The organism is Streptomyces sp. NPDC001532 (genome assembly GCF_040298625.1).
GTDB lineage: Bacteria > Actinomycetota > Actinomycetes > Streptomycetales > Streptomycetaceae > Streptomyces.
The window spans coordinates 100,354-117,505 of record NZ_JBEPAL010000006.1 but is presented as its reverse complement, the minus strand read 5'-3'; the positions used below and the strand labels follow the sequence as shown (position 1 = coordinate 117,505).

The window sequence follows — 17,152 nt, the reverse complement described above, 5'->3', positions numbered from 1 at the left end:
ATGCGCCTGCGAAAAACGACGACGAGGGGCGCCACCACGGCCGCCGCTGTGGCCCTCCTGGCGGCCGCCTCGCTCATCACCGCCTCGGCCTCGGCGGCCGACGGCGACGAGGAGACCCTGACCGCCGACCCGTTGGCGACCTGGCAGACCGACGGCATCGTCTGGTCCGTCGAGTACACCCGCGGCGTCGTCTACGTCGGCGGCACCTTCGACAGCGTCCGCCCGCCCGGCGCGAAGCCCGGCGAACAGGACGTCGCACGCCGGAACTTCGCCGCGTTCGACGCCGTCACCGGCGAACTGCTGCCGTGCGCACCGACGTTCACCGGCAGCGGCGACACCGTCCGCGCGCTGAAGGCGTCCCGCGACGGCAAGGTGCTCTTCGTCGGCGGGTCGTTCAACAAGGCCGGTGACACGCCGGTGGCCAGCGCGGTCGCGCTCGACACGGCCGACTGCTCGCTGCGCAGGGACTTCCGGCCCGCCATGTCCTCGTTCGTCCGGGCCATCGAGACCACGGACTCGGCCGTCTACCTGGGCGGCGACTTCCTGTTCGCATCCGGACAGCGCCGCACCCACATCGCCTCGTTCACCCCCGCCGGGAAGCTGCTGCCGTTCACGGCGGACCTCGACGGACCGGTACGGGCGATCATGGCCGCACCCGACCACGGCAAGCTCCTCGTCGGCGGCGACTTCCACCAGGCGAACGGCGCGGAACAGCAGGCGCTGGTCGGACTCGACCCCAGGACCGGCGCCACGGTCGCCTCCTTCCCGAGCTGGCTGCCCAAGCGGTCGTCGGTGAAGGGGCTGACCCGCGACGCCACCAACTTCTACGTGGCGGCCGAAGGCCGGGGCACCGGCATCTTCGACGGCCGTCTCGCCGGACGCCTCGCCGACGACGAGATGGTGTGGAAGGACACCTGCCTGGGCGCCACCCAGACCGTGGCCGTGCACGACGGCGTCCTCTACAGCGGCTCCCACGCCCACAACTGCAGCGAGACACCCGGCGGCTTCCCCGAGCACGACAACCGCCAGCACTTCCTCGCCCAGTCCGTCCGCGACCGCCGCATCCTGCACTGGTTCCCCGACACCGACGGCGGGATCGGCGAGCAGAACGGCCCGCGCACCCTGGTGGTGGCCGACGGCATCCTGTGGGCCGGCGGCGAGTTCACCAAGGTCAACAACCGGCCGCAGCAGGGCCTGACCCGCTTCGCGGCCGGCCCCGACACCGGCGCCCCCGAGGCCCCGCCGCAGCTCAAGGCCACCGAGTCGGCCCCCGGCCGGATCACGCTCACCTGGCGTGCGGCCTGGGACCGGGACGACGCGGAACTCACCTACCTGATCTACCGGGACGGCCGCCTGGTGGCCGAGCCGACCCGGCGCTCCACCTCGTGGGACCGCCCCGAGATGACCTTCACGGACACCGTCGCCCCCGGCTCGCGCCACCGCTACGCGATCGCCGTCACCGACGGGGACAACTCCTCGCCCAGGTCGAAGGAGCTCGACGTGACCGCGGGAGCCACGGCGACCACGACGAGCACGGAGGCCACGGCCGCGGACGAGCGGCCGAAGGAAGAGCATTGATGGGACAACACCGACGTCTCGGCTATGCGCCCGGGGTCTTCGACCTCTTCCATGTGGGCCACCTCAACATCCTGCACCGCGCCCGGCAGCACTGCGACCGGCTCGTCGCCGGGGTCTGCTCCGACGACCTGGTGGTGCGGCTGAAGGGCCGGCCGCCCGTCGTACCGCTCTCCGAACGCCTGGAGATCGTCCGCAGCGTGCGCTACGTCGACGACACCTACGTCGCGACCGTGGACGACAAGATCGCCATCTGGCAGGACGTCCGCTTCGACGTCATCTTCAAGGGCGACGACTGGCTCGGCACCGAGGTGTGGAACAAGCTGGAAGCGGAGTTCTCCAAGGTAGGAGTCGAGGTCGTCTACTTCCCCTACACCGCCCACACCTCCAGCACCCTGCTCCGCCACGCGCTCGACCTGCTCGCCGCGCAGGCCGAGCCGGCACTGGAGTAGCGGATGGGCCTCGGTGAGCCTCAGTGAGCGGACGAGGACTCCTCGTCCGCGAAGCTGTACTCGTGCCGGACACAGCCGCCGTCCGCCCGCAGCACCGGCTTCCCGGTGTACCAGTCCGGTGCGAGCGTCAGCTCGACGCCGTCGTCGTCGGTGGCGGTGACCCCGGGCAGGTCCACATCCGGCTGGGGCTCGACGCGCTCGACGTCGTAGCCCCGCTCGCTCCAGAGGCGGTGCAGGTTCTCCACCGCCGCGAGATAGGCGTCCCGGTCCGCGAACTCCAGGGCCCACTCGTACGTCGGCTCATCCCGGGTGACGCCCGTCTCGTCGAAGCCGAAGTCGTCCACGCAGGAGCCGTTGGCCTCCTCCAGGAAGCCGCCGCCCGTCTCGACCGGCACCGGCTCCAGATCACCCAGCGCCCGCTCGCCCGCCGCCTCCGTCCCGGCCACCCGCTCCCGGTACTCCGCGGCCGACAGCACCGGACCGACCGCGACCGACTGGCAGGCGGACGCGCCCAGACCGAGCAGGGCGACGAGGACGACACCGAGCACCGCGGGGAGAACGGCGCGCGGCACTGCGGGGTGGGGACGACGAGTCATCGGAGTGCGCATACGACGATCGAAGCCGCCGGGCACGCGGACGGGCAGGGCTCGGATACCCGGCCGGTCTGAGTAGCCGAACTCATTTCTCCCTGAAACCGCTTGTGCAACCGGTTGCCACCGCCTAGGAATGATCAGCGCACTGCCCATTCCCTGCCAGAGAGCGAGCCCGTGAGTACCGTCCCGCCTTCCGAGCAGCCCGGCGAGGATCAGCCCTCGATATCCGACGAGCAGCTGGAGGCGTTCCTCCGCGAGGCCGCGGAGGGCGGCGGGGCCGGAGCGCCGAAGGAACCGTCGGCGCGGGCGCGGATGGTGGCCCGACGGCTGCGGGAGGACGACGAGGCGGCGCGGGCCGGACGTACGGGCCGGTGGGGCCGCAAGCCGGCCGGACCGCCGCAGCCCGCGGAGCCGCCGGGATGGCGTACGGGCCCGACGTGGGAGGAGACCCACGGCCGCGCCCGCCGCAGACGCAGGCTCGGAGCGGTCGTCGGCGTACTGCTGACCGTGGCCCTCGCGGTGGTCGCGATCCGCCCCTCACTGCTGCTGGACCACCTGCCCGGCGGTGACGAGGGCCCCTCGTCCGCGGCATCCCCCGTCGCCCCCGCCTCCGGCGGCGGACCCACCCTGGACGCCCCGTTCCGCGGCTCACCGGCCCGCTCGTGGGCCGAAGGCGCGGACGCCATCGAACTGCCCGCCGCGAAGGCGGTCGGCGACATGAGCAAGGACCAGGTGGAGCAGGCCCTCCGCCGGACCAAGGACTTCCTGGTCGCCGCGAACCTGGACCCGGCCGTACGCCGCGGCGGACAGCCCGCCGAGGCGCTGTCGCTCCTCGACCCCAAGCAGCCGGACATGCTGGCGGACGCCCGCCGCTCCCTGCGCTCCCCGGACCGCGACCACGACCCGGTGAACCTCTTCTCCCGCTTCGACCCGGACGAGGTGCGCCCCGTGGGCGACGTCGTCAAGGTGCGCGGCCGCATGACCTACGAGGCCGGCAAGCGGGGCCAGGTGCGGGTGCGCGCCGACTACACCTTCGTCTACCCGATGACGAGCGCCGACTCCGGCGCCGACCGCATCTCGCGCACCATCGTCCGCCGCGAACTGACCATGCTCCTGTCCGACCCGTCCCGCTGGACGATCACACCCGGAAAGCTCCAGGTGGAGCGCTACGACTCGGCGTTCTTCAACGTCGCCTGCGAGAACGACGGCGGCTGGCTCCACCCGTCCTTCCCCACGGCCGCCCCCACCGCCACCCCACCCACCGGCGAGGCCCACGACCCCTACGACCTGGAGACTCCGCTGGGCGAGGTCTTCGAGGGCGGGGACTGCGGGACGGTGACGCGAAGCTGATGGAAAGAGGCCGGATGACCGGCTTATGCCTCTCTGCGGTGATCGCGATACGGTGCGGAACGCCGTATCGGAAGTAGCCCCCGCGAATTTGCTCGACGCGGGCGCAGCGGAGACCAGGCACACAGGGAGGCGCCGGGTGACGACGGGGACGAGACTGAACCAGCTTCCGGCCGACCAGGGCGGGGGCGGCGGCGCTCCCGCGGGCGGAGGCAAGAACCTGGTGTCGACGCCAGCCGAGAAGAAGGCCGCGGCGAAGGCCCTTCAGGACCACATCGAGCCGGACACGGGGAAAGCCGGACGGCACGCCGACGAGGACACCGCGAGCGCGGTCAAGGCGTTCCGCGCCAAGGACGGAGACGGCTGGGACACGTCGACGGCTCTGAAGAAGGCTCATGAGACCTGGCACGACCAGGTGAAGAACCTCATGGACCGACTCGGCGCGGAGAAGGACCAACTGCGGCAGGCCGACACCACTCTCACCGGCACCGACCTCGCGGTTCGAGGTGGCGTCACCCGGCTCTCGGTCTTCGACACGTACTCGCGGGGGCGGAGCTAGACATGCCGACCTACCACGAGATCATGACCACCGATCTCTCCGCGCTGACGACCGCCGCGAAGAGCTGGGACGGCATGGCGGAGGAGTTCGCCAAGCAGGAGAAGGCCTACCGCCGGGACGTCCACGGCATCTCCATGGGCAACGGCTGGATCGGCCTGAGCGCGGAGGCGGCCGACAACCGCTTCGACGTCACGCTCAAGCAGTTCCAGTACGCCCAGACCGAGGCCAAGGCCGTCGCCGGTCTGTTGCGCGACGCCCATACGCAGTTCACCGACCTGCGCGGCCGGCTGAAGACCGCGCGGCAGGAAGCCGTCGACGCGCGTATGAAGGTCTCCGACCAGGGCGTCGTCAGCCTGGACATCGAGCGGATGACGGAGCAGGAACGCAAGGCCGTCCATCACGACCCTGGTTACCTGGAGGCCGTCCGGTCCTGGCAGGAGCGCATCAACAAGGCGGTCCAGGACGTCACGGACGCGGACGACGGCGTACGGATCGCCCTCCAGGCAGTCGTGGTCGATTCCGGCGTCATCGCGGGCGGCAAGGGCTTCAACGGCGAAGCGCAGGGCGACATCGAGAAGTACGAGGGTCAGGCCGCCGAGGAAGCACTGGCGAAGCTCGGCAAGGGCGGCACTCTCACCGACAAGGAGATCGCCGAGCTGAGGCGGACCTTCCGCGACAACAGCGACGACCCCGCGTTCTCCCGGGCTCTCCTGGACGGTCTGGGCGCCACCGGCACGATCGAGTTGACGAACCAGCTGAACGACCTGATCCACGTACGCGGCGGCGACCGCGCCGGCGACTACGCGGTGATCGAGACGGGCCTCGCCGACGCCCTCGCCTCGGCGACCAGGGACACCAAGTCGCCCTGGTACGAGGACTGGCGCGAGGACATGCGCTCGGCCGGCGTCGAGCGCCACGGCACCGACGTCCAGGGCACGCGCCTCGACAAGGCCGTCGGCTACCAGTCGCTCGTCACCCTCATGCAGAAGGGCCACGGCTACGCGCCCGAGATGCTCGGCGACCTCACCGACGACATGATCGCGGCGGAGCGGAGGGACCCCTACATCTGGCAGCTCAAGGGCGAGTACAGCGGCAAGCGGGACGGCTGGTTCGCCAACGACCCGGTCGACGGAATGCTCGGCATCATGAGCCACGACCCGGACGCCGCGGCGCGCTACCTCGGCTCCGACGAGAAGCTGAAGTACCTCATCGAGGACCGCGACTGGAACGTCACCCTCCACGAACGCGAGGGCCCGAAGGTCAGCACCTACTCGCATGGCGAGGACGGCGACACCCGCGCCGGCCTCGGAGCGGCTCTCCAAGCCGCGGCGACCGGCATCGACCCGTCGGACGGGAACGCCCGCTACGTCGAGCACAGCAAACAGAACGACGCGGTGTTCAAGTCCGTCCTCACGTACACGGCGGACAGCGGCGACGACCTCCCCGCCTCGCTGCGGCAGCCGATGGCCAACATCCTCGTCAACCACGGCGACACGGTCCATAAGGCCATGAGTGAGGTCGACATGGCCGGATCGGCGCTCAACCAGACCGACCTCTTCGAAGTCACCAAGCAGGTCTCGAAGGACCAGGACGCTTACAGCACGCTGAACGGCGGGCTGAACCAGGCGATGGTGGCCGATATCCATGACAACGGCCAGTCCGGATCGAAGGAGTCACTGACGCGGGCCGGTCGCACGGTCGGTTTCCTGGAGGAGGCGCGTATCCAGGCGCAGGGGGACCCTGAAACCGCGGAGTTCGCGGCGAAGCCGCTGATCGACGAGGCCATCAGTTACATCCCGATGGTCGCGGACAAGGTGCAGCAAGGCGTCGACTACGTCACCGAGAAGTGGCTGGAGGACGAGCAGAAGAGGCTCGACGATCAGGCCACCGAAGACAACGTCGCTCACTTCGAGAAGAGGAACGGGCAGCTCACTGCCCTGGCTCGGGAATGGGCACTGGTGCACGACGGTAGTGAGGGTGCTGGTTACCTGCCGGCTGACGAGATCGAACGTGCAGCGCAGAGCGGGATCTATCACGCGCAGGGTGTCTCCGGCATTGCGGGGGCGTCATGAGTCGCCCTGCGCGCATCGCCGTCCCCGGCGTCGTGGCGCTGGTTCTCGTCGTCCTCGCTGGAGTGTGGCTCGCTGGGCGGGGTGATGAGCGCACGCTGCCCGACTCCTTGTGCGGTACGCGGGTCGGTGCCGAGTTTCTGGAGCCGCTGCTTCCAGCCGACGGAGACGTCTCCCAGGACGACGGCGTGGACCGGAACGACCCCAAGCCGTCGTCCTGGTGTCTGGTGACCGCGGGAGGAGAATCCGCCCTCCGGCTGAGATTCGCCTGGCACTCGGACCGGATCGATCCACTGCGGATCGCCGAGTCGCACTCTTCCGTCTCCTTCCTTGAGGTGCCCGAGCGAGTGAAGGTCCCCAAGAGCCGGGCGGTGATCGGCAACAACGGAGCCATTGCCACCGCCCCCTGCACCACGGCCGAGGGGTCGTACTTCACTCTCTCGGTGCTTCTCGACGGCGTTGATCAGACAAGGGTCACTTACCGGCCGAGCCTCGAAAAGTTCTTGCGCTCCTACTTCCCGGCGACCCTCGACACCCTGGACTGTGACTGAGCGCACACCTCCGCCCATACGGTCTTGCGCGGAGCCGGGCCCAGGGTCACGCCCCAGCGGTCGGCGTACGCCTCCACGAGGAGCAGACCCCGCCCGCCCTCGCCCTCGGAGCCGGCTGCCCCGGCGTGCGGCAGCCGGTCACCGCGCGTGTCCGTGACCTCGATCCTCAGCGTGCCGCCGACGACGTACAGCAACAGCCGGAAGTCTCGTCCGGCCACGCGCCCGTGCGTGACGGCGTTGGCCGCGAGCTCCGCGACGATCTGATCCGCCGGGTGCGCCGGCAGGCCCCACGAGCGGAGTTGCTCGGCCGCCAGCAGGCGGGCCAGGCGGGCTCCGCGCGGTGTGGACGACAGTTGCAGGCCGAGGTTGCGGACAGCGATTTCCTGATTCACGTCACTCAGCGTGGCGGCCTGCGCTTACCGTGATAAGTGATCGAGCTGATACGTAGGGTCACTGTCCAGTGCTCGTCCGGCCGTGTCCGGGTCTGTCGGGGCGGTGGGACGGAGGGGCACGGCATGGTGGCGGTCGACAGTGACGCGGGTCGGCTCACGACCGAGGCGGACGAGCCGGGGTGGGAGGTCGACCCGGACGACGAGTGGGGCCTCGCGGTCGTCGCCACCGTCGGACGGCAGCTGAAGCTGCGGCGCGAGTCCGTGGGCATGCGCGCCGCCGACTTCGCGACAGCGGTCGGGTACGGCGAGGACATGGTCTACAAGATCGAGGCGGGGAAGCGGATCCCCCGCCCCGAGTTCCTGGACAGGGCGGACGAGGTGCTGAGCGCGCGGGGGCTTCTGGCCGCGATGAAGGAGGACGTGAGGAAGGTCCGGTACCCGAAGAAGGTGCGGGACCTCGCGGAGATGGAGGCGAGGGCGGTCGAGATCGGCGTGTACGAGACCAGCAACATCGCCGGTCTGCTCCAGACGCCTGAGCACGCCCGTGCGCTGCTGCGGTCATGGCAGCCCGCCTACTCGCCGGAGGATCTGGAGCGACGGGTCGCGGCCCGTATCGCCAGGCGGGCGGTGTATGAGCGATCGCCCGCACCGGCGCTGAGCTTCGTCCTGGAAGAGGCGACGCTCCGACGGAAGGTCGGGGGCACAATGGTTCGACGGTCGCAGCTCGAACACCTGCTGGAGGTGGGCCAGTTGAGCAACGTCTCCCTCCAGGTGATGCCGATGGACAGCGCGGCGCACCCCGGCATGAGCGGCAGGATCGAGCTGCTGAAGTTCGAGGACGGAACCGCCGTCGGGCGCTCGGACGGCGCGTTCAACGGGCGACCCGTCACTGATCTGCGTCAGCTGCGCATCCTTGAGCTGCGATATGGCACCATCCGGGCTCAGGCTCTGCCGCCTGGGGAGTCGCTGGCCCTTGTCGAGCACGTGCTGGGAGAAACATGATCCGCAAGCCTGAACCGGCGTGGTTCAAGAGCAGTCACAGCAGCGGCCCCGACGGCGACAGCTGTGTCGAGATCGCCATAGCCCCCGACGCCGTCCACGTCCGCGACTCCAAGCACCCCGCCGGCCCCCGCCTCGCCCTCACTCCCGCCGCCTGGGCCGGGTTCGTCTCGTACGCCGGTCAGTCCCGGTAGGCAGAAGCCGACGGTGGCTTCACGAGGTGGCCCGCAGGACGTCCTCCCGGCGACCGACCGAGCGGGCGTCGGCGCCGAAGTACGTAGTCGTGCGCAGCCACCAGGGGGAGCGGGTGAGCGCGCTGTCGCCGAAGTCGGCGTCGTAGTCGGCGCGTGCCGTGACGGTCAGCAGGCCGGGTGCTTCGGACGAGACGGCGCCGGCGCACTCCGAGCGGACGGTGACGGCGTGACGTCCCGCTCGCCCGAGTCGTAGGAGAAGGGCTTCCTGGGCGATGGTCCGGTCCGTCGTGGCCCGGACCGTGTCGTGGCGCAGGTCCATCACGTCCGGGCCGGTGACCAGGCCCGCGCAGGCCTTCCGCTCTCGCGCTTGCTCGCCGCGCCCGTCGTCGTAGGTCAGCCAGAAGGCTCACCGGCCGGGACGGCCGCGCCGCACCCACGACCCGGTCATCATGCTCATGCCCGTCAGACTGCCAGGTGTTTGACCTTCGTCACCCTCGGGGTATTCTCTCCGGCTCGATTGGCGCCCGGCCTGCCCCATATGGCAGACTGTCCGAGTTGCTCGGTCGAGTGTTGATGCTGCGCGCCTCCCGCCGGGAGGACCGGAAGCGAGTCCCACAGTACTCGTCGCCCCTGATCAGGGGCGGACGTACGGGAATCTTCCGGGAAGTGTCAGTGCGGCACCGGCCAGGCACCCGGTGGGTCTTTCGCCTCCGGCTTGCGGTTCCGGTAGGGCCGTGTGTGCATTCCCCGCAGGGATGTTCGAACAAGGGACATCTGTGTCAGCGGGAGCGCGACACGCCCGACCGCGTGGGTCGGAGAAAGTGAAGACAACTCCGGGTTCCGGAGCGTTAGAGAGACAGGACTACTGAGTAGCCATGGCGGGACAGAAGATCCGCATCCGGCTCAAGGCCTACGACCACGAGGTCATCGACAGCTCGGCGAAGAAGATCGTCGAGACGGTGACCCGCACTGGTGCGTCGGTCGCGGGCCCGGTGCCGCTGCCCACTGAGAAGAACGTGTACTGCGTCATCAAGTCGCCGCACAAGTACAAGGACTCGCGCGAGCACTTCGAGATGCGCACGCACAAGCGCCTGATCGACATCCTCGACCCGACCCCCAAGACCGTTGACTCTCTGATGCGACTCGACCTCCCGGCCGGTGTCGACATCGAGATCAAGCTCTGAGGCCGGTGATCTGACAGATGGCTAAGCAGATCAAGGGCATCCTGGGCGAGAAGCTCGGCATGACGCAGGTGTGGGACGAGAACAACCGTGTTGTTCCGGTCACCGTCGTCAAGGCCGGCCCCAACGTCGTCACCCAGGTCCGCACGAACGACGTCGACGGCTACGAGTCGGTCCAGATCGCCTTTGGCGAGATCGACCCTCGCAAGGTGAACAAGCCCCTCAAGGGCCACTTCGCCAAGGCCGACGTCACCCCTCGTCGTCACCTCGTCGAGATCCGCACCGCCGACGCCTCCGAGTACACGCTCGGCCAGGAAGTCACGGCCGCGGTCTTCGAGGCCGGCGTGAAGGTCGACGTCACCGGCAAGAGCAAGGGCAAGGGCTTCGCCGGTGTCATGAAGCGCCACAACTTCCGTGGCCTCGGCGCCGGACACGGCACCCAGCGCAAGCACCGCTCGCCCGGTTCCATCGGTGGCTGCGCCACCCCGGGCCGCGTGTTCAAGGGCCTCCGCATGGCGGGTCGTATGGGCAACGAGCGGGTCACCACCCAGAACCTGACCGTCCACGCCGTTGACGCGGAGAAGGGTCTGCTGCTCATCAAGGGCGCGGTTCCCGGTCCGAACGGCGGCCTCGTCCTGGTCCGCACCGCGGCCAAGGGGGCCTGAGGTAACCGATGAGCACTGTTGACATCCTTTCGCCGGCGGGCGACAAGGCCGGTTCCGTCGAGCTCCCCGCGGAGATCTTCGGCGTTGAGAAGGTCAGCATCCCGCTGATCCACCAGGTCGTCGTCGCGCAGCTGGCTGCCGCCCGTCAGGGCACGCACAAGACCAAGACCCGTGGCGAGGTCCGCGGCGGTGGCAAGAAGCCTTACCGCCAGAAGGGCACCGGTCGCGCCCGTCAGGGTTCGACCCGCGCGCCGCAGTTCGCCGGTGGTGGCGTCGTGCACGGTCCCGTGCCGCGCGACTACTCGCAGCGCACCCCGAAGAAGATGAAGGCTGCCGCTCTGCGTCACGCCCTCACCGACCGGGCGCGCCACGACCGCATCCACGTCGTCACCGGCGTGATCGAGGGCGACACCCCGTCCACGAAGGCCGCCCGGAGCCTGTTCGGCAAGATCAGCGAGCGCAAGAACCTGCTCCTGGTCGTCGACCGCGCCGACGAGGCCGCGTGGCTGTCCGCCCGCAACCTGCCCCAGGTCCACATCCTGGAGCCGGGCCAGCTGAACACGTACGACGTTCTCGTCTCCGACGACGTGGTCTTCACCAAGGCCGCCTTCGAGTCCTTCGTGTCCGGCCCGAAGGCCAATGACACCGAAGGGAGCGAGGCCTGATGGCTATCCGTCACCCCGCCATTGCCTCCAAGGCCGCCAAGGCCGCCAAGGCCGCGCGCGTCGCCAAGGCGCGTCGCCACGAGGCCGAGGGCAAGAACACCGTCGTCACCCCGGCGAGCAAGGCGTACACGGACCCCCGTGACATCCTGCTCAAGCCGGTCGTGTCCGAGAAGAGCTACGCGCTCCTCGACGAGGGCAAGTACACGTTCATCGTCGACCCGAGCGCCAACAAGACCCAGATCAAGCAGGCCGTCCAGGCGGTCTTCTCGGTCAAGGTCACCGGGGTCAACACGATCAACCGCCAGGGCAAGCGCAAGCGGACCCGTACCGGCTTCGGCCAGCGTGCGGCGACCAAGCGCGCGATCGTGACTCTTGCCGAGGGCGACCGTATCGACATCTTCGGCGGTCCGACCGCGTAAGCGGGTCGGATCGTCCGATATCGGACGAGGACTGAGAAATGGGAATCCGCAAGTACAAGCCGACTACGCCGGGCCGCCGTGGCTCCAGCGTCGCCGACTTCGTCGAGGTCACGCGGTCCACGCCGGAGAAGTCGCTGGTCCGTCCCCTGCACAGCAAGGGCGGCCGTAACAATTCCGGTCGTGTGACCGTCCGCCACCAGGGCGGTGGCCACAAGCGCGCCTACCGCGTGATCGACTTCCGTCGTCACGACAAGGACGGCGTGCCGGCGAAGGTCGCGCACATCGAGTACGACCCCAACCGCACCGCGCGCATCGCGCTGCTGCACTACGCCGACGGCGAGAAGCGCTACATCCTCGCCCCGCGCAACCTGCAGCAGGGTGACCGCGTCGAGAACGGTCCCGGGGCCGACATCAAGCCGGGCAACAACCTGGCCCTCCGCAACATCCCGGTCGGTACCACGATCCACGCGATCGAGCTCCGTCCCGGTGGCGGTGCCAAGTTCGCCCGCTCCGCCGGTGCCTCCGTGCAGCTGCTCGCGAAGGAGGGCGCCTACGCCCACCTCCGCATGCCGTCCGGAGAGATCCGCCTGGTCGACGTGCGCTGCCGCGCCACCGTCGGCGAGGTCGGCAACGCCGAGCAGAGCAACATCAACTGGGGTAAGGCCGGCCGTAAGCGCTGGCTGGGCGTTCGCCCGACCGTCCGTGGTGTGGTCATGAACCCGGTCGACCACCCGCACGGTGGTGGTGAGGGTCGTACCTCCGGTGGCCGCCACCCGGTCTCCCCGTGGGGCAAGAAGGAAGGCCGTACTCGTTCGCCCAAGAAGGCGTCGAACAAGTACATCGTCCGCCGCCGCAAGACGAACAAGAAGCGCTAAGGACGGGTTGAGATGCCTCGTAGCTTGAAGAAGGGGCCCTTCGTCGACGACCACCTGATCAAGAAGGTGGACGCCCAGAACGAAGCCGGCACCAAGAACGTCATCAAGACCTGGTCCCGTCGCTCGATGATCGTGCCGGCCATGCTCGGCCACACGCTCGCGGTGCACAACGGCAAGACCCACATCCCGGTGTTCGTCACCGAGTCGATGGTCGGCCACAAGCTCGGTGAGTTCTCGCCGACGCGTACCTTCCGGGGTCACGTCAAGGAAGACCGGAAGTCGAAGCGCCGCTAGTAGCGGATCGCATTCAGACACGTAAGTAACTGAAGGGACAACCATGGAAGCCAGGGCCCAGGCGCGGTACATCCGCGTCACGCCCATGAAGGCCCGCCGCGTGGTGGACCTCATCCGTGGCATGAACGCCACGGAGGCCCAGGCTGTTCTGCGATTCGCTCCGCAGGCAGCCTCCGTGCCGGTCGGCAAGGTGCTCGACAGCGCCATTGCCAACGCCGCGCACAACTACGACCACACCGACGCTGAGAGCCTCTACATCTCCGAGGCCTATGTCGACGAGGGTCCGACCCTGAAGCGGTTCCGTCCGCGTGCCCAGGGCCGTGCCTACCGGATCCGCAAGCGGACCAGCCACATCACCGTGGTCGTCGCCAGCAAGGAAGGAACCCGGTAATGGGCCAGAAGGTAAACCCGCACGGGTTCCGGCTCGGTGTCACCACGGACTTCAAGTCCCGGTGGTACGCCGACAAGCTGTACAAGGACTACGTCAAGGAAGACGTCGCCATCCGTCGGATGATGACGTCCGGCATGGAGCGCGCCGGCATCTCGAAGGTGGAGATCGAGCGCACCCGTGACCGCGTCCGCGTCGACATCCACACCGCGCGTCCCGGCATCGTCATCGGTCGCCGCGGCGCCGAGGCCGACCGCATCCGCGGTGACCTGGAGAAGCTGACCGGCAAGCAGGTCCAGCTGAACATCCTCGAGGTCAAGAACCCGGAGACGGACGCTCAGCTGGTGGCCCAGGCCGTCGCCGAGCAGCTCTCCTCCCGTGTCTCCTTCCGCCGTGCCATGCGCAAGAGCATGCAGTCGGCGATGAAGGCGGGCGCCAAGGGCATCAAGATCCAGTGCGGTGGCCGCCTCGGCGGCGCCGAGATGTCCCGCTCGGAGTTCTACCGCGAGGGCCGTGTGCCCCTGCACACGCTCCGCGCGAACGTGGACTACGGCTTCTTCGAGGCCAAGACGACCTTCGGCCGCATCGGCGTGAAGGTCTGGATCTACAAGGGCGACGTCAAGAACATCGCCGAGGTCCGCGCCGAGAACGCTGCCGCCCGTGCGGGTAACCGCCCGGCTCGCGGTGGCGGCTCCGACCGCCCGGCCCGTGGTGGCCGTGGTGGCGAGCGGCGCGGTCGCAAGCCGCAGCAGGCTGCCGGCGCCGAGGCCCCCAAGGCCGAGGCTCCCGCTGCCGCCGCTCCGGCTGAGAGCACCGGAACGGAGGCCTGACCGAAATGCTGATCCCCCGTAGGGTCAAGCACCGCAAGCAGCACCACCCGAAGCGCAACGGTATGTCCAAGGGTGGGACGCAGGTTGCGTTCGGCGAGTACGGCATCCAGGCGCTGACCCCGGCGTACGTCACGAACCGCCAGATCGAAGCGGCTCGTATCGCCATGACCCGTCACATCAAGCGTGGCGGCAAGGTCTGGATCAACATCTACCCGGACCGCCCGCTGACGAAGAAGCCGGCCGAGACCCGCATGGGTTCCGGTAAGGGTTCTCCGGAGTGGTGGATCGCCAACGTCAAGCCCGGACGCGTCATGTTCGAGCTGTCGTACCCCAACGAGAAGATCGCCCGTGAGGCGCTGACCCGTGCGGCCCACAAGCTGCCGATGAAGTGCCGGATCGTCAAGCGCGAGGCAGGTGAAGCGTGATGTCGGCCGGTACCAAGGCGTCCGAGCTGCGCGAGCTGGGCAACGAGGAGCTTCTGGCGAAGCTCCGCGAGGCCAAGGAAGAGCTGTTCAACCTCCGCTTCCAGGCGGCGACGGGTCAGCTCGAGAACCACGGTCGGCTGAAGGCCGTCCGTAAGGACATCGCGCGGATCTACACCCTGATGCGCGAGCGCGAGCTGGGCATCGAAACGGTGGAGAACGCATGAGCGAGAACAACGTGACTGAGCAGAACACCGAGGCGCGCGGCTTCCGCAAGACCCGTGAGGGCCTGGTCGTCAGCGACAAGATGGACAAGACCGTCGTCGTCGCCGTCGAGGACCGCGTCAAGCACGCGCTGTACGGCAAGGTCATCCGCCGTACGAACAAGCTCAAGGCGCACGACGAGCAGAACGCCGCGGGTGTCGGCGACCGCGTCCTCCTCATGGAGACCCGGCCGCTGTCCGCGACGAAGCGCTGGCGCGTCGTCGAGATCCTCGAGAAGGCCAAGTAATTTCCTGCGGGCAAACCCGCAGGTCAGTTCCGCCAGGCTCCGGGGGCCGCTCACTGAGCGGCCCCCGGGGAACCGGCAGACGATCAGGAGATAGACGTGATCCAGCAGGAGTCGCGACTGCGTGTCGCCGACAACACTGGTGCGAAGGAGATCCTTTGCATCCGTGTGCTCGGTGGCTCCGGTCGCCGCTACGCGGGCATCGGTGACGTCATCGTCGCCACCGTCAAGGACGCGATCCCCGGTGGCAACGTGAAGAAGGGTGACGTCGTCAAGGCGGTCATCGTTCGCACCGTCAAGGAGCGCCGCCGTCCGGACGGCTCGTACATCCGCTTCGACGAGAACGCCGCCGTCATTCTGAAGAACGACGGCGACCCTCGCGGCACCCGTATCTTCGGCCCGGTCGGCCGTGAGCTGCGCGAGAAGAAGTTCATGAAGATCATCTCGCTCGCGCCGGAGGTGCTGTAAGCATGAAGATCAAGAAGGGCGACCTGGTCCAGGTCATCACCGGTAAGGACAAGGGCAAGCAGGGCAAGGTCATCGCGGCCTTCCCCCGTGAGGACCGTGTCCTGGTCGAGGGTGTCAACCGGGTCAAGAAGCACACCAAGGCCGGCCCGACCGCCAGCGGCTCGCAGGCCGGCGGGATCGTGACCACCGAGGCCCCCATCCACGTCAGCAACGTTCAGCTGGTCGTGGAGAAGGACGGCAACAAGGTCGTGACCCGCGTCGGTTACCGCTTCGACGACGAAGGCAACAAGATCCGCGTTGCCAAGCGGACGGGTGAGGACATCTGATGGCGACCACCACCACTCCGCGTCTGAAGACGAAGTACCGCGAGGAGATCGCGGGCAAGCTGCGTGACGAGTTCAAGTACGAGAACGTCATGCAGGTTCCCGGCCTCGTCAAGATCGTGGTCAACATGGGTGTGGGCGACGCCGCCCGCGACTCCAAGCTGATCGAGGGCGCCATCCGCGACCTCACCACGATCACCGGTCAGAAGCCGGCCGTCACCAAGGCCCGCAAGTCCATCGCGCAGTTCAAGCTGCGTGAGGGCCAGCCGATCGGTGCCCACGTCACGCTCCGTGGCGACCGCATGTGGGAGTTCCTGGACCGCACCCTGTCGCTCGCGCTCCCGCGCATCCGCGACTTCCGCGGCCTGTCCCCCAAGCAGTTCGACGGCCGTGGCAACTACACCTTCGGTCTCACGGAGCAGGTCATGTTCCACGAGATCGACCAGGACAAGATCGACCGCGTCCGGGGTATGGACATCACCGTGGTGACCACGGCGACCAACGACGCTGAGGGCCGCGCGCTCCTTCGTCACCTCGGCTTCCCGTTCAAGGAGGCGTGAGCGAGATGGCGAAGAAGGCTCTGATCGCTAAGGCTGCTCGCAAGCCCAAGTTCGGTGTGCGTGGCTACACCCGCTGCCAGCGCTGTGGTCGTCCGCACTCCGTGTACCGCAAGTTCGGCCTGTGCCGCGTCTGCCTTCGTGAGATGGCTCACCGTGGCGAGCTGCCGGGCGTGACCAAGAGCTCCTGGTAATCCCCCTTTTAGGGATTCGCAGGGCTCTCGGTAAGCATCTGGGACGGCAGACCGCCCAGCCCGCATGCCTTAGGCTTGTGGGGTTGGGCGTCTGCCGCCCGTACGACTTACTACGCCGTAGGTCCACCGCGCCGCACCCGTCCCGTCTCGGATCGGGGAGAGGGATGGCGCACCAGGAAACCCCGGCGAGAGAGGCCGAAGGCCAATTCATGACCATGACTGATCCGATCGCAGACATGCTTACGCGTCTGCGGAACGCGAACTCGGCATACCACGACTCCGTGACGATGCCCGCTTCCAAGATCAAGTCTCACATCGCGGAGATCCTCCAGCAGGAGGGCTTCATCACGGGCTGGAAGGTCGAGGACGCCGAGGTCGGCAAGAACCTCGTCCTGGAGCTGAAGTTCGGCCCCAACCGTGAGCGCTCCATCGCGGGCATCAAGCGGATCTCCAAGCCCGGTCTCCGGGTGTACGCGAAGTCCACCAACCTGCCGAAGGTGCTCGGCGGCCTGGGCGTGGCGATCATCTCCACGTCGCACGGGCTCCTCACCGACAAGCAGGCCGGCAAGAAGGGCGTGGGTGGGGAAGTCCTCGCCTACGTCTGGTAGCGGAAGGGAACGGAGGAAACAGCT

The 17,152-nt window shown here is 68.4% G+C and carries 27 protein-coding genes; 24 read left to right on the top strand and 3 right to left on the bottom strand.

Annotation, left to right across the window (positions count from 1 at the left end; all coding sequences use genetic code 11):
- Together ABT232_RS08530 and ABT232_RS08525 are read left to right on the top strand one after the other, a co-directional pair.
- Positions 1 to 1,578, top strand: coding sequence for a fibronectin type III domain-containing protein (locus ABT232_RS08530; protein WP_351837701.1), 1,578 nt, complete (start codon positions 1 to 3; stop codon positions 1,576 to 1,578).
- Positions 1,578 to 2,027, top strand: coding sequence for an FAD synthase family protein (locus ABT232_RS08525; protein WP_351837698.1), 450 nt, complete (start codon positions 1,578 to 1,580; stop codon positions 2,025 to 2,027). The genes ABT232_RS08530 and ABT232_RS08525 overlap by 1 nt, the downstream gene beginning before the upstream one ends.
- Before the next feature lie 20 nt (positions 2,028 to 2,047).
- On the opposite strand, the gene ABT232_RS08520 is transcribed toward ABT232_RS08525, so the two are convergent.
- Entirely contained in the window at positions 2,048 to 2,623 is a 576-nt protein-coding gene (locus tag ABT232_RS08520; protein ID WP_351837695.1) for a hypothetical protein, read from the bottom strand.
- A gap of 171 nt (positions 2,624 to 2,794) precedes the next feature.
- On the opposite strand from ABT232_RS08520, the gene ABT232_RS08515 reads away from it, so the two are divergent.
- The 4 genes from ABT232_RS08515 to ABT232_RS08500 all read left to right on the top strand — a co-directional run bounded on the left by ABT232_RS08515 (position 2,795) and on the right by ABT232_RS08500 (position 7,146).
- A complete protein-coding gene (locus ABT232_RS08515) occupies positions 2,795 to 3,970 on the top strand; it encodes a hypothetical protein (RefSeq protein WP_351837693.1) in 1,176 nt (391 codons plus the stop codon).
- Positions 3,971 to 4,106: 136 nt separating this feature from the next.
- Positions 4,107 to 4,526, top strand: a complete 420-nt coding sequence (locus ABT232_RS08510; protein WP_351837690.1) for a hypothetical protein — start codon at positions 4,107 to 4,109, stop codon at positions 4,524 to 4,526.
- A gap of 2 nt (positions 4,527 to 4,528) precedes the next feature.
- On the top strand, positions 4,529 to 6,598 hold the full coding sequence (locus tag ABT232_RS08505) for a hypothetical protein (RefSeq protein ID WP_351837687.1): 2,070 nt from the start codon (positions 4,529 to 4,531) through the stop codon (positions 6,596 to 6,598).
- Positions 6,595 to 7,146: a hypothetical protein gene (locus tag ABT232_RS08500; RefSeq protein ID WP_351837684.1), complete on the top strand. Its 552-nt coding sequence runs from the start codon at positions 6,595 to 6,597 to the stop codon at positions 7,144 to 7,146. The genes ABT232_RS08505 and ABT232_RS08500 overlap by 4 nt, the downstream gene beginning before the upstream one ends.
- Here the strand turns inward: ABT232_RS08500 and ABT232_RS08495 are convergent.
- The gene (locus ABT232_RS08495) at positions 7,107 to 7,538 is read right to left on the bottom strand and encodes an ATP-binding protein (protein WP_351837681.1); all 432 of its coding nucleotides are present in this window, start codon (positions 7,536 to 7,538) and stop codon (positions 7,107 to 7,109) included. The genes ABT232_RS08500 and ABT232_RS08495 overlap by 40 nt on opposite strands.
- 123 nt (positions 7,539 to 7,661) lie before the next feature.
- On the opposite strand from ABT232_RS08495, the gene ABT232_RS08490 reads away from it, so the two are divergent.
- A complete protein-coding gene (locus ABT232_RS08490) occupies positions 7,662 to 8,540 on the top strand; it encodes a helix-turn-helix domain-containing protein (protein WP_351837678.1) in 879 nt (292 codons plus the stop codon).
- On the top strand, positions 8,537 to 8,731 hold the full coding sequence (locus ABT232_RS08485; protein ID WP_351837676.1) for a DUF397 domain-containing protein: 195 nt from the start codon (positions 8,537 to 8,539) through the stop codon (positions 8,729 to 8,731). The genes ABT232_RS08490 and ABT232_RS08485 overlap by 4 nt, the downstream gene beginning before the upstream one ends.
- A 19-nt stretch (positions 8,732 to 8,750) precedes the next feature.
- Here ABT232_RS08485 and ABT232_RS08480 read toward each other — a convergent pair whose 3' ends face one another.
- Positions 8,751 to 9,053 (bottom strand): hypothetical protein, encoded by a 303-nt coding sequence (locus tag ABT232_RS08480; RefSeq protein WP_351837673.1) that lies wholly within the window; start codon positions 9,051 to 9,053, stop codon positions 8,751 to 8,753.
- 553 nt (positions 9,054 to 9,606) lie between these two features.
- On the opposite strand from ABT232_RS08480, the gene rpsJ reads away from it, so the two are divergent.
- The 16 genes from rpsJ (at position 9,607) to rpsH (ending at position 17,128) form a co-directional block, all read left to right on the top strand.
- The gene (rpsJ, locus tag ABT232_RS08475) at positions 9,607 to 9,915 is read left to right on the top strand and encodes a 30S ribosomal protein S10 (protein ID WP_003948644.1); all 309 of its coding nucleotides are present in this window, start codon (positions 9,607 to 9,609) and stop codon (positions 9,913 to 9,915) included.
- Positions 9,916 to 9,932: 17 nt separating this feature from the next.
- Positions 9,933 to 10,577 (top strand): 50S ribosomal protein L3, encoded by a 645-nt coding sequence (rplC, locus tag ABT232_RS08470; protein WP_351837670.1) that lies wholly within the window; start codon positions 9,933 to 9,935, stop codon positions 10,575 to 10,577.
- A gap of 8 nt (positions 10,578 to 10,585) precedes the next feature.
- Positions 10,586 to 11,242, top strand: coding sequence for a 50S ribosomal protein L4 (rplD, locus tag ABT232_RS08465; RefSeq protein ID WP_351837667.1), 657 nt, complete (start codon positions 10,586 to 10,588; stop codon positions 11,240 to 11,242).
- Positions 11,242 to 11,661: a 50S ribosomal protein L23 gene (gene rplW, locus ABT232_RS08460; RefSeq protein ID WP_351837664.1), complete on the top strand. Its 420-nt coding sequence runs from the start codon at positions 11,242 to 11,244 to the stop codon at positions 11,659 to 11,661. Before rplD ends, rplW begins: the two co-directional genes overlap by 1 nt.
- 38 nt (positions 11,662 to 11,699) lie before the next feature.
- Positions 11,700 to 12,536 (top strand): 50S ribosomal protein L2, encoded by an 837-nt coding sequence (gene rplB / locus ABT232_RS08455; protein WP_073940533.1) that lies wholly within the window; start codon positions 11,700 to 11,702, stop codon positions 12,534 to 12,536.
- 12 nt (positions 12,537 to 12,548) lie between these two features.
- Positions 12,549 to 12,830, top strand: coding sequence for a 30S ribosomal protein S19 (gene rpsS / locus ABT232_RS08450; protein WP_023547380.1), 282 nt, complete (start codon positions 12,549 to 12,551; stop codon positions 12,828 to 12,830).
- A 43-nt stretch (positions 12,831 to 12,873) separates the two neighbouring features.
- Entirely contained in the window at positions 12,874 to 13,221 is a 348-nt protein-coding gene (gene rplV, locus ABT232_RS08445) for a 50S ribosomal protein L22 (RefSeq protein WP_351837660.1), read from the top strand.
- Positions 13,221 to 14,048: a 30S ribosomal protein S3 gene (gene rpsC / locus ABT232_RS08440; RefSeq protein WP_196460385.1), complete on the top strand. Its 828-nt coding sequence runs from the start codon at positions 13,221 to 13,223 to the stop codon at positions 14,046 to 14,048. Before rplV ends, rpsC begins: the two co-directional genes overlap by 1 nt.
- Positions 14,049 to 14,053: 5 nt before the next feature.
- Positions 14,054 to 14,473: a 50S ribosomal protein L16 gene (rplP, locus tag ABT232_RS08435; protein WP_009190136.1), complete on the top strand. Its 420-nt coding sequence runs from the start codon at positions 14,054 to 14,056 to the stop codon at positions 14,471 to 14,473.
- Positions 14,473 to 14,697: a 50S ribosomal protein L29 gene (rpmC, locus tag ABT232_RS08430; protein ID WP_007494763.1), complete on the top strand. Its 225-nt coding sequence runs from the start codon at positions 14,473 to 14,475 to the stop codon at positions 14,695 to 14,697. The genes rplP and rpmC overlap by 1 nt, the downstream gene beginning before the upstream one ends.
- Positions 14,694 to 14,981 (top strand): 30S ribosomal protein S17, encoded by a 288-nt coding sequence (rpsQ, locus tag ABT232_RS08425; protein ID WP_020941675.1) that lies wholly within the window; start codon positions 14,694 to 14,696, stop codon positions 14,979 to 14,981. Before rpmC ends, rpsQ begins: the two co-directional genes overlap by 4 nt.
- A 96-nt stretch (positions 14,982 to 15,077) precedes the next feature.
- Entirely contained in the window at positions 15,078 to 15,446 is a 369-nt protein-coding gene (rplN, locus tag ABT232_RS08420) for a 50S ribosomal protein L14 (RefSeq protein WP_003998823.1), read from the top strand.
- Positions 15,447 to 15,448: 2 nt separating this feature from the next.
- Positions 15,449 to 15,772, top strand: a complete 324-nt coding sequence (gene rplX, locus ABT232_RS08415; RefSeq protein WP_033272457.1) for a 50S ribosomal protein L24 — start codon at positions 15,449 to 15,451, stop codon at positions 15,770 to 15,772.
- A complete protein-coding gene (rplE, locus tag ABT232_RS08410) occupies positions 15,772 to 16,329 on the top strand; it encodes a 50S ribosomal protein L5 (RefSeq protein ID WP_053661885.1) in 558 nt (185 codons plus the stop codon). Before rplX ends, rplE begins: the two co-directional genes overlap by 1 nt.
- A gap of 5 nt (positions 16,330 to 16,334) precedes the next feature.
- Complete coding sequence (locus tag ABT232_RS08405; protein WP_003948630.1) at positions 16,335 to 16,520, top strand: type Z 30S ribosomal protein S14; 186 nt, start codon at positions 16,335 to 16,337, stop codon at positions 16,518 to 16,520.
- A gap of 209 nt (positions 16,521 to 16,729) precedes the next feature.
- A complete protein-coding gene (gene rpsH, locus ABT232_RS08400; RefSeq protein WP_007384075.1) occupies positions 16,730 to 17,128 on the top strand; it encodes a 30S ribosomal protein S8 in 399 nt (132 codons plus the stop codon).
- Positions 17,129 to 17,152: the final 24 nt, after the last annotated feature.

Bases quoted from the DNA above. Each gene is read 5' to 3' on its own strand.
- ABT232_RS08530 (WP_351837701.1), top strand. From the start codon at position 1: ATGCGCCTGCGAAAAACGACGACGAGGGGCGCCACCACGGCCGCCGCT.
- ABT232_RS08525 (WP_351837698.1), top strand. From the start codon at position 1,578: ATGGGACAACACCGACGTCTCGGCTATGCGCCCGGGGTCTTCGACCTC.
- ABT232_RS08520 (WP_351837695.1), bottom strand. From the start codon at position 2,623: ATGACTCGTCGTCCCCACCCCGCAGTGCCGCGCGCCGTTCTCCCCGCG.
- ABT232_RS08505 (WP_351837687.1), top strand. From the start codon at position 4,529: ATGCCGACCTACCACGAGATCATGACCACCGATCTCTCCGCGCTGACG.
- ABT232_RS08500 (WP_351837684.1), top strand. From the start codon at position 6,595: ATGAGTCGCCCTGCGCGCATCGCCGTCCCCGGCGTCGTGGCGCTGGTT.
- ABT232_RS08490 (WP_351837678.1), top strand. From the start codon at position 7,662: ATGGTGGCGGTCGACAGTGACGCGGGTCGGCTCACGACCGAGGCGGAC.
- ABT232_RS08485 (WP_351837676.1), top strand. From the start codon at position 8,537: ATGATCCGCAAGCCTGAACCGGCGTGGTTCAAGAGCAGTCACAGCAGC.
- rpsJ (WP_003948644.1), top strand. From the start codon at position 9,607: ATGGCGGGACAGAAGATCCGCATCCGGCTCAAGGCCTACGACCACGAG.
- rplC (WP_351837670.1), top strand. From the start codon at position 9,933: ATGGCTAAGCAGATCAAGGGCATCCTGGGCGAGAAGCTCGGCATGACG.
- rplD (WP_351837667.1), top strand. From the start codon at position 10,586: ATGAGCACTGTTGACATCCTTTCGCCGGCGGGCGACAAGGCCGGTTCC.
- rplW (WP_351837664.1), top strand. From the start codon at position 11,242: ATGGCTATCCGTCACCCCGCCATTGCCTCCAAGGCCGCCAAGGCCGCC.
- rplB (WP_073940533.1), top strand. From the start codon at position 11,700: ATGGGAATCCGCAAGTACAAGCCGACTACGCCGGGCCGCCGTGGCTCC.
- rpsS (WP_023547380.1), top strand. From the start codon at position 12,549: ATGCCTCGTAGCTTGAAGAAGGGGCCCTTCGTCGACGACCACCTGATC.
- rplV (WP_351837660.1), top strand. From the start codon at position 12,874: ATGGAAGCCAGGGCCCAGGCGCGGTACATCCGCGTCACGCCCATGAAG.
- rpsC (WP_196460385.1), top strand. From the start codon at position 13,221: ATGGGCCAGAAGGTAAACCCGCACGGGTTCCGGCTCGGTGTCACCACG.
- rplP (WP_009190136.1), top strand. From the start codon at position 14,054: ATGCTGATCCCCCGTAGGGTCAAGCACCGCAAGCAGCACCACCCGAAG.
- rpmC (WP_007494763.1), top strand. From the start codon at position 14,473: ATGTCGGCCGGTACCAAGGCGTCCGAGCTGCGCGAGCTGGGCAACGAG.
- rpsQ (WP_020941675.1), top strand. From the start codon at position 14,694: ATGAGCGAGAACAACGTGACTGAGCAGAACACCGAGGCGCGCGGCTTC.
- rplX (WP_033272457.1), top strand. From the start codon at position 15,449: ATGAAGATCAAGAAGGGCGACCTGGTCCAGGTCATCACCGGTAAGGAC.
- rplE (WP_053661885.1), top strand. From the start codon at position 15,772: ATGGCGACCACCACCACTCCGCGTCTGAAGACGAAGTACCGCGAGGAG.
- ABT232_RS08405 (WP_003948630.1), top strand. From the start codon at position 16,335: ATGGCGAAGAAGGCTCTGATCGCTAAGGCTGCTCGCAAGCCCAAGTTC.
- rpsH (WP_007384075.1), top strand. From the start codon at position 16,730: ATGACCATGACTGATCCGATCGCAGACATGCTTACGCGTCTGCGGAAC.